The 15,477-nt window shown below is 67.9% G+C and carries 17 protein-coding genes; 14 read left to right on the forward strand and 3 right to left on the reverse strand.

The window, feature by feature from the left end; genetic code table 11:
- The first annotated feature begins 22 nt into the window (after positions 1-22).
- Positions 23-373, forward strand: coding sequence for a GFA family protein (locus ASD77_RS11170; RefSeq protein WP_055941537.1), 351 nt, complete (start codon positions 23-25; stop codon positions 371-373).
- Positions 370-1,152, forward strand: coding sequence for a DUF4349 domain-containing protein (locus ASD77_RS11175; protein WP_156383605.1), 783 nt, complete (start codon positions 370-372; stop codon positions 1,150-1,152). Before ASD77_RS11170 ends, ASD77_RS11175 begins: the two co-directional genes overlap by 4 nt.
- A 4-nt stretch (positions 1,153-1,156) precedes the next feature.
- Here the strand turns inward: ASD77_RS11175 and ASD77_RS11180 are convergent, their stop codons facing one another.
- Positions 1,157-2,128, reverse strand: a complete 972-nt coding sequence (locus tag ASD77_RS11180; RefSeq protein ID WP_055941542.1) for a LysR substrate-binding domain-containing protein — start codon at positions 2,126-2,128, stop codon at positions 1,157-1,159.
- A gap of 124 nt (positions 2,129-2,252) precedes the next feature.
- Here ASD77_RS11180 and ASD77_RS11185 point away from each other — a divergent pair, with 124 nt between their 5' ends.
- Positions 2,253-3,128, forward strand: coding sequence for a DMT family transporter (locus tag ASD77_RS11185; protein ID WP_055943328.1), 876 nt, complete (start codon positions 2,253-2,255; stop codon positions 3,126-3,128).
- 95 nt (positions 3,129-3,223) lie between these two features.
- On the opposite strand, the gene ASD77_RS11190 is transcribed toward ASD77_RS11185, so the two are convergent.
- Positions 3,224-4,135: a peptidylprolyl isomerase gene (locus ASD77_RS11190; RefSeq protein WP_055941544.1), complete on the reverse strand. Its 912-nt coding sequence runs from the start codon at positions 4,133-4,135 to the stop codon at positions 3,224-3,226.
- A gap of 67 nt (positions 4,136-4,202) precedes the next feature.
- Complete coding sequence (locus tag ASD77_RS11195) at positions 4,203-5,513, reverse strand: MFS transporter (RefSeq protein ID WP_055941545.1); 1,311 nt, start codon at positions 5,511-5,513, stop codon at positions 4,203-4,205.
- A gap of 159 nt (positions 5,514-5,672) precedes the next feature.
- On the opposite strand from ASD77_RS11195, the gene cyoA reads away from it, so the two are divergent.
- The 11 genes from cyoA to ASD77_RS11250 all read left to right on the forward strand — a co-directional run bounded on the left by cyoA (position 5,673) and on the right by ASD77_RS11250 (position 15,389).
- Entirely contained in the window at positions 5,673-6,734 is a 1,062-nt protein-coding gene (cyoA, locus tag ASD77_RS11200; protein ID WP_082563259.1) for a ubiquinol oxidase subunit II, read from the forward strand.
- A 42-nt stretch (positions 6,735-6,776) separates the two neighbouring features.
- Positions 6,777-8,816 carry a cytochrome o ubiquinol oxidase subunit I gene (cyoB, locus tag ASD77_RS11205; protein ID WP_082563260.1) on the forward strand — a complete coding sequence of 680 codons (2,040 nt, stop codon included), beginning with the start codon at positions 6,777-6,779 and terminating at the stop codon, positions 8,814-8,816.
- The gene (gene cyoC / locus ASD77_RS11210; protein ID WP_055941547.1) at positions 8,809-9,441 is read left to right on the forward strand and encodes a cytochrome o ubiquinol oxidase subunit III; all 633 of its coding nucleotides are present in this window, start codon (positions 8,809-8,811) and stop codon (positions 9,439-9,441) included. Before cyoB ends, cyoC begins: the two co-directional genes overlap by 8 nt.
- Positions 9,441-9,842 (forward strand): cytochrome o ubiquinol oxidase subunit IV, encoded by a 402-nt coding sequence (gene cyoD, locus ASD77_RS11215; RefSeq protein WP_055941549.1) that lies wholly within the window; start codon positions 9,441-9,443, stop codon positions 9,840-9,842. Before cyoC ends, cyoD begins: the two co-directional genes overlap by 1 nt.
- A 77-nt stretch (positions 9,843-9,919) precedes the next feature.
- Positions 9,920-10,636: an SURF1 family protein gene (locus tag ASD77_RS11220; protein ID WP_268793386.1), complete on the forward strand. Its 717-nt coding sequence runs from the start codon at positions 9,920-9,922 to the stop codon at positions 10,634-10,636.
- Positions 10,617-11,963, forward strand: a complete 1,347-nt coding sequence (locus ASD77_RS11225) for an ATP-binding protein (protein ID WP_082563262.1) — start codon at positions 10,617-10,619, stop codon at positions 11,961-11,963. Before ASD77_RS11220 ends, ASD77_RS11225 begins: the two co-directional genes overlap by 20 nt.
- Entirely contained in the window at positions 11,947-12,489 is a 543-nt protein-coding gene (locus ASD77_RS11230; RefSeq protein WP_055941555.1) for a response regulator transcription factor, read from the forward strand. Before ASD77_RS11225 ends, ASD77_RS11230 begins: the two co-directional genes overlap by 17 nt.
- A 255-nt stretch (positions 12,490-12,744) precedes the next feature.
- Complete coding sequence (locus ASD77_RS18495; protein ID WP_055941557.1) at positions 12,745-13,338, forward strand: hypothetical protein; 594 nt, start codon at positions 12,745-12,747, stop codon at positions 13,336-13,338.
- Positions 13,335-13,976, forward strand: coding sequence for a DUF2878 domain-containing protein (locus ASD77_RS18500; protein WP_235578526.1), 642 nt, complete (start codon positions 13,335-13,337; stop codon positions 13,974-13,976). The genes ASD77_RS18495 and ASD77_RS18500 overlap by 4 nt, the downstream gene beginning before the upstream one ends.
- 130 nt (positions 13,977-14,106) lie before the next feature.
- The gene (locus ASD77_RS11245; RefSeq protein WP_055941558.1) at positions 14,107-14,472 is read left to right on the forward strand and encodes a PadR family transcriptional regulator; all 366 of its coding nucleotides are present in this window, start codon (positions 14,107-14,109) and stop codon (positions 14,470-14,472) included.
- On the forward strand, positions 14,469-15,389 hold the full coding sequence (locus ASD77_RS11250; protein ID WP_055941560.1) for a sensor domain-containing protein: 921 nt from the start codon (positions 14,469-14,471) through the stop codon (positions 15,387-15,389). The genes ASD77_RS11245 and ASD77_RS11250 overlap by 4 nt, the downstream gene beginning before the upstream one ends.
- The last annotated feature ends 88 nt before the right edge of the window (positions 15,390-15,477 follow it).

The following is a 15,477-nucleotide window of genomic DNA, read 5'->3' on the forward strand; positions in this document are numbered from 1 at the left end:
CCGGACGACGGAGGACCGTGACATGAAGCACGAGGGAAGCTGCCATTGCGGCCGCATCGCATTCGAGGTCGAGGGCGACATCGCCGAGGTCATCGACTGCAACTGTTCGCTGTGCCGGCGTCGCGGTGGCCTGCTGTGGTTCGCGCCGCGCGAAGCGCTGGTGCTGAAGACGCCGGAGGCCGACCTGTCCACCTACACGTTCAACAAGCACCACATCCAGCATCGCTTCTGCGCGACCTGCGGCATCGCCCCGTTCGGCGAGGCCGCGCATCCGGCGACCGGCGCGCAGATGGCGGCCATCAACGTGCGCTGCCTGCCTGGCGTGGACCTGTCGTCGCTGAAGGTCGCCACCTACGATGGCGCCGCGTCATGAGTTTCACAGGCATGCTGAGAGTGGCCATGGTGGTGCTGGCTGCGGGCAGCGCATTGGCCGGCTGTGCCAAGCAGGAAAGTGGCCATCGGCCGCGCACCGCGGTGGTCATCCAATCCTCCGCAGGCGAGTTCCTGGCCTACGAACACGATGTCACGTTGCGGCTGGACGCCGAGCGGATTCCGGCGCGCGTGCAGGCGCTGCAGGAGGCTTGCCTGCGCAAGCAGCATGGCGACTGCACGGTGCTGGAGGTCAGCCAGCGCGGAGGCGACGAACCGCGCGGCATGTTGACGGTCCGGATCGTGCCGGCAGGCGTCGAACCGCTGATCGCGGCCGCCAGCGAGGGCGCCGACCTGGGCGACCGCACTACGCGCGCGGAGGATCTGGCAGAAGCGGTGCGCGACAATGCGCTGACACGCTCCCGGCTGCAGAAGGAGTTGACCGGTCTGCAGGCCTTCCAGCAGCGCCGCGATCTGTCGGTGGCGGACATGATCGCGTTGTCGCAACAGGTATCGAAGCTGGAGGCGCAGTTGGAGGCGTCGGACCAGGAAGCCGCGCAGCAGCAGCGCAGGATCCAGACGCAGAAGCTGACGCTGCATTTCGAAACGCCGGGCGGAGAGAGCGGTCGTGGCGAAATCCGCCAGGCGGTGCGCGATTTCTTCTCGACGCTCGCCAGCGGCACCGCCTGGACGATCCGTGCCGTGGCGTTCCTGATTCCCGTCCTGGTCGTGCTCGCGATGCTGGTGGCCGCATGGCGCAGGTTGCGGCGACGCCGCGCCTGAGCGATCAGCGCCTTTCGCGGCGTTGTGGCGTCGTGGGCGTGGCCAATGCGGCGCGCCCGAGGAAATCGTCGGGCATGGGCGGCAACGGCGTCCGCTCGTCGCGCGCTTCTTCCTTCAGCCAGTCGATGAAGGTCTGCGCGGCGGCGCTTGGGGGCCGGTGCGCGGGATGCACCGCGTAGTAAGAAAAACGCGCCTTCAGCGCCGGCCCCGGCAACCGCACCAGTTCGTACCGTTGCAGGTAAGGCTGGGCGACATGCCGGCGCGCCAGTGCCGCGCCCACGCCGTAGACGGCGGCGCGCATCGCATCGGTGCTGTCGTTGAAACTGTGCATCGGCGGCAGTCGCAGGCCGCGCACACCGGCCGCGCGGAACCAGTCGCGCCAGCCCTGCAGGGCGAGGTCCGTCACCAGCGGCAGCTGCGCGATCTGGCGCGGTTCCTGGATGGCGTCGATGCCGGGCAGCGCAGGCGAGGCGACCGGGAACAGTTCGTCGTCCATCAGGTGGTGCGATGTCAGCCCGGCCCAGTGGCCGGGCCCATGGCGGATGCCGAGTTCCGGTCCTTCGTCGTCGAAGCGCGTCAGCGCGATGCCGGTGTCCACGTGCAGGCGGACATGCGGATGACGCGCGCAGAAGCGTGGCAGGCGCGGCAGCAGCCAGCAGTACGCCAGCGAGTGCAGCGTGGTGATGCGCAGCGTGGCGGTCCTGCCGGCCAGGCGCAGATGCGAGGCGACCGCATCGATGTCGCCGAGCGCCGCATTGGCGGCGTCGGCCAGTTGCCTGCCTTCGGTGGTGAGCTGTACGCCGCGCGCATGGCGATGGAACAGCACCACGCCCAGCAGGCCTTCCAGTTTCCGTACGTGGTGGCTGACCGCGCTGGCGGTGAGGTGCAGCTCCTCGGCCGCGTGGGCGAAGTTCTGGTGGCGCGCGGCGGCGGCGAACACGCCCAGGGCGGGCAGCAGGGCAGGGCGCAGGCTCACGGCGTCTCCAGGCACAAGCCAGATTTGTGGCTCGCACGCATCGTACGCGCTTGCGGCAGCGGGGGCTTGTTCCAGAATGGCGGCAGGCACGAACGAGGAGTCCGCGATGGCGCAGGGAGACAGCATGGCCGTGACGCCGCCGGTGGTGGTGCGCGACTGGCGCACGCCGCTGGAGCTGCTGGTACTGGGCGCGATCTGGGGCAGCTCGTTCCTGTTCATGCGCATCGCCGCCAACCCGTTCGGCCCGTTCGCGCTGGTCGAGGTGCGGCTGGCGCTGGGCGCGCTGGTTCTGCTGCCGTTCCTATGGCGCGAGCGCGCGCAGTTCAGCGCCGGCATGTGGCCGCGGCTGGCTTTGATCGGTGCGATCAATTCGGCCATACCGTTCCTGCTGTTCGCGTGGGCGGCGCAGCGCTCGCCGGCCGCCATCGGGGCGATCTGCAATGCGATGACCGTGCTGTTCGCGGCGATGGTGGGCTTCCTGTTCTTCGGCCAGAAGATCGGCCTGCGCCGCTCGCTGGCGCTGCTGGTCGGCTTCGTCGGCGTGGTGGTGCTGGCGACCAGCAAGGCCGGCGGACTGAGCGTGGGCGGTGCGGTCGTCGCCGGCGCGACCGCGGCGCTGCTGTACGGCGTGGGCGTGAACCTGGTGCGCAAGCACCTGGCCGGCATTCCGCCCGCGGCCGCCGCGGCTGCCACGCTCAGCTGCGCGGCGTTGCTGGTGCTGCCGTTCGCGGCGACGCACTGGCCCGGCCATGCCATCGGCGCCGGGCCGTGGAGCGCCGCCATCGCCATCGGCGTGGTCTGCACCGGCTACGCCTTCCTGCTGTACTACCGGCTGATCCAGCGCATCGGTCCCGCCCGCGCCGCGACGGTGACCTACCTGGTGCCGCTGTTCGGCGCCGGCTTCGCCTGGCTGTTCCTCAACGAACCGGTCACGCCGGCGATGCTCGCCGCCGGCGCGTTGATCCTGGGCAGCGTGGCAGTGAGCCAGCGGGCGGCGTGAGCGCGATGGCTGTTGTGGGAGCGACGTCAGTCGCGATCACAGGATCAGGACAGCGCCATCGCGACTGACGTCGCTCCCACAGCGGGGTCATCGACTCAAGGCTTCGCCTCACGCACCGGCAGCGGCACGTTGCACAGGTCGATATGGCCGGCGGTGCGTACGTACCAGTCGTCGCGGCGGTTGCGGCGGGCTTCGGTGGCGGCGGCGAAGGTCTTCGAGTCGGTGCGCAGCACCAGCAGCGGCATGCGCTCGTTCTCCGGCACGTCGCTGGCCAGGCGGACGGCGGTGATGGGGGTGCGCTGCTCGGGCTTCTCGTAGAAGCCCATCGGCTCGGGACCACGCGGGATCGCGCTGAGCAGTTCCATGCCCTTCACCACGCGGCCGACCAGGGTGATGTTGCGGTCTAGCTGGCGCGGCGACTGCCCGGTAACCACGTAAAGCTCGCTGCCGTTGCTGCTGTCGGGCGGGCCGCCGCGGCCGGCGCCCAGCGCGCCGTAGCAGTGCGTCAGCCAGGTTTCGCCGGCCTTCGGGTCGCGCGCGGCAGGAAAACCATCGACGAATCCCACCTGCGGCGCCCAGCCATCGACGTCCGGCAGACGGGTGAACGTCACCCCGGCGCTCTTGCGTGCGAACTCAGCCGGCAGCTTGGTCTTCGCCGTGCCGAGCGACTTGGCCTTGGCAGTGTCCTCGGCATCGGCATCGCCGAACTGCACCACGAAGTTGTCGTGCGAGCGGTAGATGCCCAAACCGTTCCAGAAGCCTTCGCGCGCCAGCGTGCGGATGTTGGCCACGTGCTCGGGCGCGAACGCCGGCGCCAGTTCGATCACCACCCGACCACCGGGCACGTCCATGTACAGCGTGTTGGCCGGATCCAGCGTGCGCCAATCCGCGTCGGGCGACGCGTCGAGGATCTCTTTTGACGTCAGCGGCTTCGGCGGTTCGGCCGCGTGGGCGACGGGCAGGGCGAGCAGGCAGGCGACCAGCAACGGGAGACGGCGCATCGGCATTCCAGGAGACGGGATGCCCGGATTGTAGTGCGCCACGCGTGCAGGCGGTGGTCGCCGGCGCGGAGGCTCAGCTCTTGTAGTTCTTGGCGCGGTTGATGCCCAGCGCGACCAGCGTGCCCAGCGCGCCGGACAGCAGGTAGGCGCCCAGCCACGACAGTCCGAAGTTGGCGCACAGGCCCAGCGCCACCAGCGGGGCGAAGCCGGCGCCGATCAGCCACGCCAGGTCGGAGGTCAGCGCCGCACCGGTATAGCGGTAACGGCGGCCGAAGTTGGCGGTCACCGCGCCCGCCGCCTGGCCGTACGACAGGCCGAGCAGGGCGAAGCCGATCAGGATGAAGGCGCCCTGGCCGACCGGGCCGCCTTCCATCAACGTGGGCGCGAAGCCGCTGAACATCGCGATGCCGACCGCCAGGCCGCCCAGCGTGCGCGCACGGCCCACGCGGTCGGCGATCAGGCCCGACGCCACGATCGCGCCGGCGGCGATGAAGGCGCCCAGGATCTGCACCAGCAGGAAGCTGACGATGGACTGCTGCGAGTACAGCAGGATCCACGACAGCGGGAAGATCGTGACGATATGGAACAGCGCATAGCTGGCCAGCGCGGCGAATGCGCCGATCACCACATGCCGGCCCTTGGCCTGGAACAGCTCGCGGATCGGCGTGGGTTCCAGTTCCAGTTCGCCCATCTTGTCCTGGTATTCGTCGGCCACCACGATGCGCAGGCGCGCGAACAGTGCCACCACGTTGATGGCGAAGGCGACGAAGAACGGATAGCGCCAGCCCCACGTCAGCAGGTCGGCCTCTTCCAGATTGGCGTACAGGAACGCGAACACGCCGGCAGCGACGATGAAACCCACCGGCGCGCCCAGCTGGCCCAGCATGGCGTACCAGCCGCGGCGCTCCTTCGGCGCATTGAGCGCGAGCAGCGACGGCAGGCCGTCCCACGAACCGCCCAGCGCCAGGCCCTGCAGCACGCGCAGCAGGGCGAGCAGGACGATCGACGCCGCACCCAGCGAGGCGTAGCCGGGCAGGAAGGCGATGCCGGCCGTGGCCGTGCCCAGCAGGAACAGCGCCACGGTCAGCTTGAGGCCGCGGCCCCAGCGCGCCTGGATCTTCATCGACAGCATGGTGCCGAACGGCCGCGCGACGAACGCCAGCGCGAACAGCGCGAACGACCACAGCGTGCCTTCCAGGCGGTCCACGAACGGGAAGAACACCGCCGGGAAGATCAACGCCGAGGCGATGCCAAAGACGAAGAAGTCGAAGTATTCGGACGCGCGCCCGATCACCACGCCCACGGCGATTTCGCCCGGGGCGACATCGGCGTGCGCCTTGGTGCCGTGGTCGTGGGTGGAAGTCGTGGGGCTGGTGGACGCCATGGGGACGGGGCTGCCGGATCGGACCAGGGGAAGGGTACGCCCATAGGGTCGCAGACTGGCCGCGCGGTCGCGATAGGACAAAACGTCCAATACTCCGCCCCGTGCGGGCGCACTACATTGATCCCGATCAATCCGTAAGCGCCCATGTCCATGTCCCTCATGCGCAGAGCCCTGCAAGCCGTCGTGGCGATATCCGCCGCTGCCGTGCTGTCGGGTTGCAACCTGCAGGTCCTCAATCCCGCCGGCGACATCGCCGCCCGCCAGGGCAACCTGATCCTGGTGGCGACGGCGCTGATGCTGATCGTGATCGTCCCGGTGATCGCGCTGACGTTCTGGTTCGCCTGGCGCTACCGCGCGTCGAACACGCAGGCCACCTACAAGCCCGACTGGGACCATTCCACGCAGCTGGAACTTGTCATCTGGGGCGTGCCGCTGCTGATCATCATCGCGCTGGGCGCGGTGACATGGATCGGCACGCACCTGCTGGACCCGTACCGTCCGCTGGGACGCATCGCCGAAGGGCGCCCGGTGCCCGCCGAGGTCAAGCCGCTGGAAGTGCAGGTGGTGGCGCTGGACTGGAAGTGGCTGTTCGTCTATCCGGAATACGGCGTGGCCTCGGTCAACCAGATGGCGGCGCCGGTCGATCGCCCGATCACCTTCCGCCTGACCTCGTCGTCGACGATGAACGCGTTCTACGTGCCGGCGCTGGCGGGCATGATCTACACGATGCCGGCGATGGAGACCAAGCTCCACGCGGTGATGAACAAGGAAGGCGACTACGAGGGCTTTTCGTCGCATTACAGCGGCGAAGGTTTCTCGCACATGCGCTTCCGTTTCCATGCGCTGTCCGATCAGGGCTTCGACCGCTGGATCGCGGAAGCCCGCGCCGGTGGCAAGGCGCTGAGCCGCGCCGAGTACCTGCAACTGGAAGTGCCCAGTGCCCGTGAGCCGTCGCGCCTGTACGCGTCCGTCGATCCGGGCCTGTTCGATGCCGTGGTCAATCGCTGCGTCGATACCGACCGCCTGTGCATGGACCAGATGATGGCCTACGACGCGATGGGCGGGCGCGGGCTGGACAGCGCCGATCCGCTGCAGCGCCCGCGTCGCGGCAACCTCGCCGCCGGCCCCTTCGTCCGTTCCGATCTCTGCACCGTCGAGACCGCGCAGGCCGCGACCCTGACGTCGCCTGTTCCCACCGCTGGCGGCCTGAAGGCGCCCTGACGCGCCCCGCCGCCGCACAACTGGATTCACCGGATTCGCCCGATGGCTTTCGACACCAGCACCGTCACGCACTCTCCGATCACCGGTCGCCTGGCCTGGGATGCCATTCCCATGCTGCACGACCCGATCATCGCCGCGACCTTCATCGGCACCTGCATCGGCGGCCTCGCGCTGCTCGCAGTGATCACGAAGTACAAGCGGTGGGGCTGGTTGTGGCGCGAGTGGTTCACCAGCATCGACCACAAGAAGATCGGCATCATGTACATGGTGCTGGGCCTGGTGATGCTGCTGCGCGGCTTCGCCGACGCCATCATGATGCGCCTGCACCAGGCGATGGCCTTCGGCGACAACATGGGGTACCTGCCGCCGCACCACTACGACCAGATCTTCACCGCCCATGGCGTGATCATGATCTTCTTCGTGGCCATGCCGCTGGTCACCGGCCTGATGAACTACCTGGTGCCGCTGCAGATCGGCGCGCGCGACGTGGCGTTCCCGTTCCTCAACAACTTCAGCTTCTGGATGACCACTGCCGGTGCGGTGCTGGTCATGCTGTCGCTGTTCCTGGGCGAATTCTCGACCTCGGGCTGGCTGGCGCTGTCCAACCTGGGCAACCAGGATCCCGGGGTGGGACTGGACTACTACATCTGGGCATTGCAGATAGCCGGCGTCGGCACGTTGTTATCGGGCGTCAACCTGCTGGTGACCATCCTGAAAATGCGCGCGCCCGGCATGGGCATGATGAAGATGCCGGTGTTCACCTGGACGGCGCTGTGCACCAACGTGCTGATCGTGGTGTCGTTTCCGGTGCTGACCGCGGTGCTCGCGCTGATGACGCTGGACCGCTATGTCGGTACCAACTTCTTCACCACCGACCTTGGCGGCAACGCCATGCTGTACGTCAACCTGATCTGGATCTGGGGTCACCCGGAGGTCTACATCCTGATCCTGCCGCTGTTCGGTGTGTTCTCCGAGATCGTGTCCACGTATTCGGGCAAGCGTCTGTTCGGCTATTCGTCGATGGTGTACGCCACGGTCTGCATCACCGTGCTGTCGTACCTGGTGTGGCTGCACCATTTCTTCACCATGGGCTCGGGTGCCAGCGTCAATTCGTTCTTCGGCATCACCACGATGATCATCTCGATCCCGACGGGCGCGAAGATCTTCAACTGGCTCTTCACCATGTACCGGGGCCGCATCCGCTTCGAAGTGCCGATGCTGTGGACGATGGGCTTCATGGTCACCTTCGTGGTGGGCGGCATGACCGGCGTGCTGCTGGCGGTGCCGCCGGCGGACTTCGTGCTGCACAACTCGCTGTTCCTGGTCGCGCACTTCCACAACGTCATCATCGGCGGCGTGGTGTTCGGCCTGTTCGCCGCGATGACGCACTGGTTCCCGAAGGCCTTCGGCTTCCGGCTGGACGACTTCTGGGGCAAGGTCTCGTTCTGGTTCTGGCTGTCCGGCTACTGGTTCGCGTTCACCCCCCTGTACGTGCTGGGTCTGATGGGCGTGACGCGGCGCATGAGCCACTTCGAGGATCCGTCACTGCAGATCTGGTTCCAGATCGCCGCCTTCGGCGCGGTGCTGGTGGCCATCGGCATCGCCGCGTTCCTGTACTGCATCTACATCAGCTTCCGTCGCCGCGAGCAGCTGCGCGACCACACCGGCGATCCGTGGGGTGGCCGTACGCTGGAATGGTCCACGTCGTCGCCGCCGCCGGACTACAATTTCGCCTTCACCCCGGTCGTGCACGACACCGATGCCTGGACGGACATGAAGCAGCGCGGTTTCCAGCGCCCGCGCGAGGGATTCAAGGCCATCCACATGCCGCGCAATACCGGCGCCGGCGTGATCCTGTCGGTGCTGAGCACGCTGTGCGGTTTCGCGATGATCTGGCATGTCTGGTGGCTGGCGGGCGTTTCACTGCTGGCGACGGTCGTCTACGCGATCTGGCACAGCTTCGACCGCGATCGCGACTACTACATCCCGGCCGACGAGGTCGCCCGCACCGAGCAGGCGCGCACCGAACAGCTGGAAAGCGCACTCTTGAACCAAGGTCTTGCGAAGCACGCCCATGTCTGAGTCCATCGCCCTGAACCGACCCGACGGCTCGCCGGTGTTCCTGGACACCGAGGGCAGGCACCATCCCGAGAACGGCACGCTGCTGGGCTTCTGGATCTACCTGCTCAGCGACCTGATGATCTTCGGCAGCCTGTTCGCCACCTTCGGCGTGTTCTCGGGCAGCTACGCCGCCGGTCCGTCCGGGCGCGACCTGTTCTTCCCCAACCTGCACCTGATCGCGATCAACACCGCGATCCTGCTGGTCTCGTCGATCACCTACGGCTTCGCCATGCTGGCGATGCTCAAGCGCAACGCCCGCGGCACGATCGGCTGGCTGCTGGTCACCGGCGCGCTGGGTCTGGCGTTCCTGTCGATCGAGGTCTACGAGTTCCACCATCTGATCCACATCGGCGCGGGCCCGCAGCGCAGCGCGTTCCTGTCGGCGTTCTTTACCTTGGTCGGCACGCACGGCCTGCACGTGCTGTTCGGCGTCATCTGGCTGGTCGTGCTGTGCGTACAGGTGCGCAAGTGGGGCTTGAACCGGACCACCACGCGCCGCATCGCCTGCCTGTCGATGTTCTGGCATTTCCTTGACGTCGTCTGGATCGGCGTCTTCACCTTCGTCTACCTGATGGGCGTGCAGTGATGGGCCATCCTTCTTCCCCCTCCGACCACGACGACTTCCTCGAGGACGGCATTCCGCACGTCAGCATGAAGGAGTACGTGACCGGCTTCGTGCTGTCGGTCATCCTGACGGCGATCCCGTTCTGGCTGGTGATGGCGAAGGTGCTGCCCACGCCCGCCATCACCACGCTGGTGATCCTGGCCTTCGCCATGGTCCAGGTGGTCGTGCACATGGTCTATTTCCTGCACATGAATCCGAAGTCGGAAGGCGGCTGGAACCTGTTCGCGCTGATCTTCACCGCCGTGCTGCTGGTGATCGTGCTGATCGGGACGCTGTGGGTCATGCACAACATGAACACCAACATGATGCCGGGCACGCACGACATGCATGAGATGCAGGACGCGGTCCAGAGCCTGCCGTGACCGGGGCGGCGACCGCGGCATCGGTTCCGCCATCTGCGCCGCGAAGGCGGTGGCGGGTCGCGTTCGCCGGTTTGCTGGTGGTCGCCTTCTGCGGGTTCATCGCCCTCGGGGTTTGGCAGGTGCAGCGGATGGCGTGGAAGCACGACCTGATCGCGCGCGTCGATGCGCGCATCCATGCGGCGGCCATGCCGGTGCCGTCGCGCACCCAATGGCCCGCCATCAATGAGGCGGACGACAGCTACCGTCGCGTGTCGGTGACCGGCCGTTTCCTGCCGGACGGCGCTACGCGCACGCAGGCGGTCACCGAACTCGGTGGCGGCTTCTGGCTGCTGCAACCGCTGCTAACCGAGGCCGGCGACTACGTGCTGGTGAACCGCGGCTTCGTGCCGGCCGGCGGTGCCGCGGTGCCTGCGCCGGAAGGCCGGGTGGTGGTGGAAGGCCTGCTGCGCATGAGCGAACCCGAAGGCGGTTTCCTGCGCCGCAATGCGCCGCAACAGGATCGCTGGTATTCGCGCGATGTGCCCGCGATCGCAGGGAGGCAGGGCCTGCCTGCGGAACGCGTCGCGCCGTTCTTCGTCGATGCCGACCGCGATCCGGCCGTGCGCGAGTGGCCGCGCGGCGGCATGACGGTGGTGACGTTCCGCGACCCGCACCTGTCCTATGCGCTGACCTGGTTCGGCATGGCGTTGCTGACGCTGGTGGGTGGCGGGCTGCTGGTCGCGTCGGAGCGTCGATTGCGCCATGATCGGCGCCCCGGCCGCCCCTCGGACCAGAATGTACTTCCGCCAGGCTGATCCTGCCGACGACACCGACCGCGCCGCCTCGCGCCTGGATGGCTCGCACGACCGTGCCGGCGTGCGCAACCTGCAGCAGCTGATCCAGCTGCGCTGGATCGCGGTGGTCGGGCAGGTGGCGACGATCCTGGTGGTGCAGTACGGAATCGGCATCGCCCTGCCGCTGACGCCGATGTTCGCCGTGCTCGCCGCACTGGTGCTGTTCAACCTGGCCAGCCTGGCCTGGTGCCGGCGCCATGCGCAGGTCTCGCCTGCGGCCTTGCTGGTCGGCCTGCTGGTGGACGTGGCGTCGCTGACGATCCAGCTGTACCTGTCCGGCGGCATCGGCAATCCCTTCGTGTTCCTGTTCCTGCTGCAGGTGGTGATCGGCACCGTGCTGCTGCGCTCGCCGGGCAGCTGGGTGATCGCGGCGGCGGCGGCGCTGTGCGTAGTCGGACTGGCCGCGGTGCCGGCGCCGTTGAAGCTGGCGGTGGAGCCGGCACGCGGTCTGGCCGATCACTACGTGCAGGGACTGCTGGTGTGCTTCCTGCTGATCGCCGGCCTGCTGGTGGTGTTCATCACCCGCATCGACGGCATCCTGCGCGAACGCGACGCGCGCCTGGCCGAGCTGCGCCAGCGGGCGGTCGAGGAGGAGCACATCGTGCGCATGGGCCTGCTGGCGTCGGGCGCCGCGCATGAACTGGGCACGCCGCTGTCCACGCTGTCGGTGATCCTGGGCGACTGGCAGCACTTGCCCACCATGGCCTCCGATGGCGAACTGCACAACGACGTGCTGGAAATGCAGGCGCAGGTGGCGCGCTGCAAGTCCATCGTCACCAACATCCTGATGTCGGCGGGCGAAACGCGCGCCGAGGCGCCCACCGAGACCACGCTGCACGCCCTGTTCGACGAACTGGCGCATGAATGGGAACACGCGCGCAACCCAACGCGCTTCGATTACCGCAACCAGAGCGGCTTCGATCCCCGTATCGTCAGCGATGCCGGTCTGCGGCAGATGGTGTTCAACGTGCTGGACAACGCGCTGGAAGCTTCGCCGGACTGGGTGGCCATGGACGTGCGCTGCGTTGATGACACGGTGGTGGTGGAGGTGTCCGACGCCGGTCCCGGCTTCGAGCCCGGCATCCTGCAGCGGCTCGGCACGCCGTACAACAGCAGCAAGGGGCGGCCGGGCGGTGGCCTGGGCCTGTTCCTGTCGGTCAACGTGGCGCGCACGCTGGGCGGGCGGTTGCAGGCGAGGAACCGGCCCCAGGGCGGCGCGATGGTGACGCTGACGCTGCCGCTGGCGGCGATCGCGATCGAGGAGGACGGTGATGACGACCAAGAGTGAGCGCCGTTTGCTGATCGTCGAGGACGATGCGGCCTTCGCGCGCACGCTGGTGCGCTCGTTCGAGCGTCGCGGCTACCAGGTGCGCCATCTCGCCGGCGAGGACGGCATGCCGGCCTTGCTGGAGGCGTTCGCGCCGACTCATGCGGTGGTCGACCTGAAACTCGCAGGCGGTGCCTCCGGCCTATCCAGCGTGAAGCACCTGCACGACGCCGATCCGGAGATGGTCATCATCGTGCTCACCGGTTACGCCAGCATCGCCACCGCCGTGGAGGCCATCAAGCTGGGGGCGCGCCATTATTTGGCCAAGCCGTCGAACACCGATGACATCGAAGCCGCCTTCCAGCGCGCCGCCGGCGATGCCGACGTGGAACTGACCGCGCGCACCACGTCGATCAAGACGCTGGAGTGGGAGCACATCCACGAAGCGCTGGCGGCCAGCGACTTCAACATCTCCGAGGCCGCCCGACGGCTCGGACTGCACCGGCGCACACTGGCGCGCAAGCTCGAGAAGAGGCGGGTCAAGTAGCCGCGCCGCATTCCGGCGTCGCCAGGTCTTCGCCGCTCCATCTCGCTCACGTCGCGTGCACACGGCTGTATGCGCACGCGGCCGTCCATCGGCCGGCGGCGCGGCAACTGCGTGGTGCTGCATCCAGGGTCGATCGCCCGGCGTAGGCCCTGTCGTCCCGTGCCGCACGCGCCGCGGGACTAATGCGTTACAGGTCCCGCGCGTCCCGTGTTGAAGGTTCTTCCCCTGGGCACTTACCTCACAGGAACAGACACCATGAAAACGCTTCGACTTTCCGGCTTCATCCTCGCCGTCGGCCTGCTGCCGTTGGCCGCGTCCGCCGCACCCACGGTCAACACCCTCGGCGGCGATACCCGTGTGCAGCTGTCCCCCGACCTCACCGGAGCCCTGACATCGCTGGGCGTGTCGGTGAAGGCGTCTTATCCGGCCCGCCTGCGCGGTGCCAGCGCGACGTTTCCCATTCCGGGCGGCGAACTGGACCTGGGCAGCCTGAAGGGCGAGGTCGATCATGCCGGTGGCCTGACGCTGCGCGCGGGTGCGACCGAGGTCAACCTGAGCAGTTACACCATCGACACCACCGGCACCGCACCGGTGCTCACCGGATTGGTGAAGCTCAACGACAGCGTCCTCGGGCGGTTGCCGCTGTTCGACATCACCCTGGTCGGTGCGCCGGTGGTGCGCGGCCGGCATGCACGCGTCGGGTCGCTGCAGTTGGACAACGCGCAGCTCACCCTCAACGGCGAGGCCGCCGAGGCGTTGAACGCGGTGTTCAACGTGTCGGCGTTCCAGGCCGGCCTGCCGGTCGGGACCGCGCGCGTGCATACGTACTTCTACGAGCCCGCGCCTTGAGTTGCAACGCCGATCCTGCGCACCGGAGGACCTCGTCCTCCGGTGCGTCGTCCTCGCAGGCGGTGCCGCCCGTCAGTGGTTGGCGAACGCTGGTCAACGTGCTCGGCAACCAGGCGGTCTGGTTCGTGGCCGTCATCGCGGCCGGGCAGGGGCGCGCTTTGCCCGGCGTGCTGGCGGCGGCGGTGTTCGTCCTGTCGCAACTGTGGCTGGCGTCGCGACGAACGGATGAAATCCGCCTGGTCGGACTGGCCATCCTGTGCGGCCTGGTGGTGGACGGCGTGGCTTCGGCGCAGGGTTGGGTGGTCTATCGCGCCGCTTCTTTCGGCGATCTGGTGGCGCCGCCTTGGATCCTGGCGCTATGGGCTTCGCTGGCGGTCACGCTCAACAGCGCCATGCGCGCGTTGCAGTCGCGCCTGTGGATGGGAGCGCTGCTGGGCGGCATCGGCGGGCCGCTGGCGTACCTCGCGGCCGCACGTGGCTGGGAGGCGGCGCAGTTCGCCGCGCCGGCGTGGCATGGAATGGCCTGGCTCGCGGTGGCGTGGGCCATCGCGCTGCCCGCGCTGCTGTGGGTGGCGCGCACCTGGGGAAGGCGCTCGCCATCGGCCGCGCCCGGCGACGGCCGCCTTACCGCGTCCTGAGGGCGCGTTGCCGCTCGACCTGCCGGCACGCTGCCGCAGCAGGACAGGGATGACTACTGGCACATTCGCTATATCAAAGTTCGCAATAGCATCGTCTCCAACCTAGCGGGGGTCCCGCGGAGGGGGAACGATGAACGAACCTGACATCCATCTGAAGAAGTTCCAGAAAGAGCTCAGCGCCGGCACCGTGTCGCTGGCCTTGCTGGCGGTCCTGGCCCGCGCCGGTGAGCCTCTGTACGGCTACCTGATCGCCAAGCAGCTCGAACGCGTCGGCGACGGCGTGCTCAGCGGCAAGCAGAGCGCGCTTTACCCGGTACTGCGCAATCTCGAAGGCGGCGGCTTGCTGGACAGCTTCGTCGAGCCCTCGGTTGCCGGCCCGCCGCGCCGCTACTACCGCATCACCGAGCCAGGGCGCCAGACCCTGCAGTCCTGGGCCGCCGCCTGGCGCGCCACCCGCGATTCCGTCGATTCCGTGCTTGAGGGGATTCCTGCATGAACACCACCACCGCTGCGGGCAGCCGCCTGCCCACCACCATTCCCGAATACCTCGACCAGTTGCGCGCCGCCCTGGCCGGTGCCGACAAGGCCATGGTGCAGGACGCCGTCTACGACGCCGAGGAATACCTGCGCTCGGAGCTGGCCGAGAACCCCGGCCGCTCGGAAGCCGAGGTGATCGCCTCGGTCGCCGGCAGCTACGGCGCGCCGGAAGAAGTCGCCGACATCTACCGCGAAACCGAGGTCACCGTCGCAAAGGCGTTGCGTCCGCCCGTGCCGCCGAAGCGCAAGTCCGTGTTGGGCCGGTTCTTCGGCGTGGCCGCCGATCCGCGCACCTACGGCGCGCTGTTCTACATGCTGCTGTCGCTGGCCACCGGCACGTTCTACTTCACCTGGGTCGTCACCGGCGCCAGCCTGTCGCTCGGCCTGCTGATCCTGATCATCGGCATTCCGCTGCTGCTGCTGTTCCTGATGTCGGTGCGCCTGCTGTCGCTGGTCGAAGGTCGCGTGGTCGAAGTGTTGCTCGGCGAACGCATGCCGCGCCGTCCGCTGTACACCCAGCGCGACAAGCCGTGGCTGACGCGCTTGAAGGAACTGTTCACCGATGGGCGCACCTGGACAGCGACGCTGTACCTGCTGCTGATGCACCCGCTGGGCATCCTGTACTTCTCGGTCGCCATCACGCTGCTGGCGCTGTCGCTGGGGCTGATCGCCGCACCGGTGGCGTACTTCCTGCCGTTCGACTACGTGCTCAGCTTCGGCGACTGGAGCGTCGTCGACGACGCTCCCTGGCTGCTGCCGCTGATGTCCGTGATCGGCGTGCTCCTGCTGTTCGCCACCCTGCACCTGGCCCGCTTCATCGGCCTGTTCCATGGCTGGCTGGCCAAACACCTGCTGGTGCGCACCCCGGTGGTCTGAAGACCCGATGCGGGAGCGACGTCAGTCGCGAACGAAAAGGCCGCCCTTCCGGGCGGCCTTTTTTCTGCAAGGAGGCGGCAATCCTGAA

Source organism: Pseudoxanthomonas sp. Root65 (genome assembly GCF_001427635.1).
Classification (GTDB): domain Bacteria; phylum Pseudomonadota; class Gammaproteobacteria; order Xanthomonadales; family Xanthomonadaceae; genus Pseudoxanthomonas_A.

What these genes read in the sequence shown, in the direction of transcription:
- ASD77_RS11245 (WP_055941558.1), top strand. Translation starts at nt 14,107, where the DNA reads ATGAACGAACCTGACATCCATCTGAAGAAGTTCCAGAAAGAGCTCAGC.
- ASD77_RS18495 (WP_055941557.1), top strand. Translation starts at nt 12,745, where the DNA reads ATGAAAACGCTTCGACTTTCCGGCTTCATCCTCGCCGTCGGCCTGCTG.
- ASD77_RS11195 (WP_055941545.1), bottom strand. Translation starts at nt 5,513, where the DNA reads ATGGCGTCCACCAGCCCCACGACTTCCACCCACGACCACGGCACCAAG.
- ASD77_RS11170 (WP_055941537.1), top strand. Translation starts at nt 23, where the DNA reads ATGAAGCACGAGGGAAGCTGCCATTGCGGCCGCATCGCATTCGAGGTC.
- ASD77_RS11230 (WP_055941555.1), top strand. Translation starts at nt 11,947, where the DNA reads ATGACGACCAAGAGTGAGCGCCGTTTGCTGATCGTCGAGGACGATGCG.
- cyoC (WP_055941547.1), top strand. Translation starts at nt 8,809, where the DNA reads ATGTCTGAGTCCATCGCCCTGAACCGACCCGACGGCTCGCCGGTGTTC.
- cyoA (WP_082563259.1), top strand. Translation starts at nt 5,673, where the DNA reads ATGCGCAGAGCCCTGCAAGCCGTCGTGGCGATATCCGCCGCTGCCGTG.
- ASD77_RS11190 (WP_055941544.1), bottom strand. Translation starts at nt 4,135, where the DNA reads ATGCCGATGCGCCGTCTCCCGTTGCTGGTCGCCTGCCTGCTCGCCCTG.
- ASD77_RS11185 (WP_055943328.1), top strand. Translation starts at nt 2,253, where the DNA reads ATGGCCGTGACGCCGCCGGTGGTGGTGCGCGACTGGCGCACGCCGCTG.
- cyoB (WP_082563260.1), top strand. Translation starts at nt 6,777, where the DNA reads ATGGCTTTCGACACCAGCACCGTCACGCACTCTCCGATCACCGGTCGC.
- cyoD (WP_055941549.1), top strand. Translation starts at nt 9,441, where the DNA reads ATGGGCCATCCTTCTTCCCCCTCCGACCACGACGACTTCCTCGAGGAC.
- ASD77_RS11175 (WP_156383605.1), top strand. Translation starts at nt 370, where the DNA reads ATGAGTTTCACAGGCATGCTGAGAGTGGCCATGGTGGTGCTGGCTGCG.
- ASD77_RS11250 (WP_055941560.1), top strand. Translation starts at nt 14,469, where the DNA reads ATGAACACCACCACCGCTGCGGGCAGCCGCCTGCCCACCACCATTCCC.
- ASD77_RS11225 (WP_082563262.1), top strand. Translation starts at nt 10,617, where the DNA reads ATGTACTTCCGCCAGGCTGATCCTGCCGACGACACCGACCGCGCCGCC.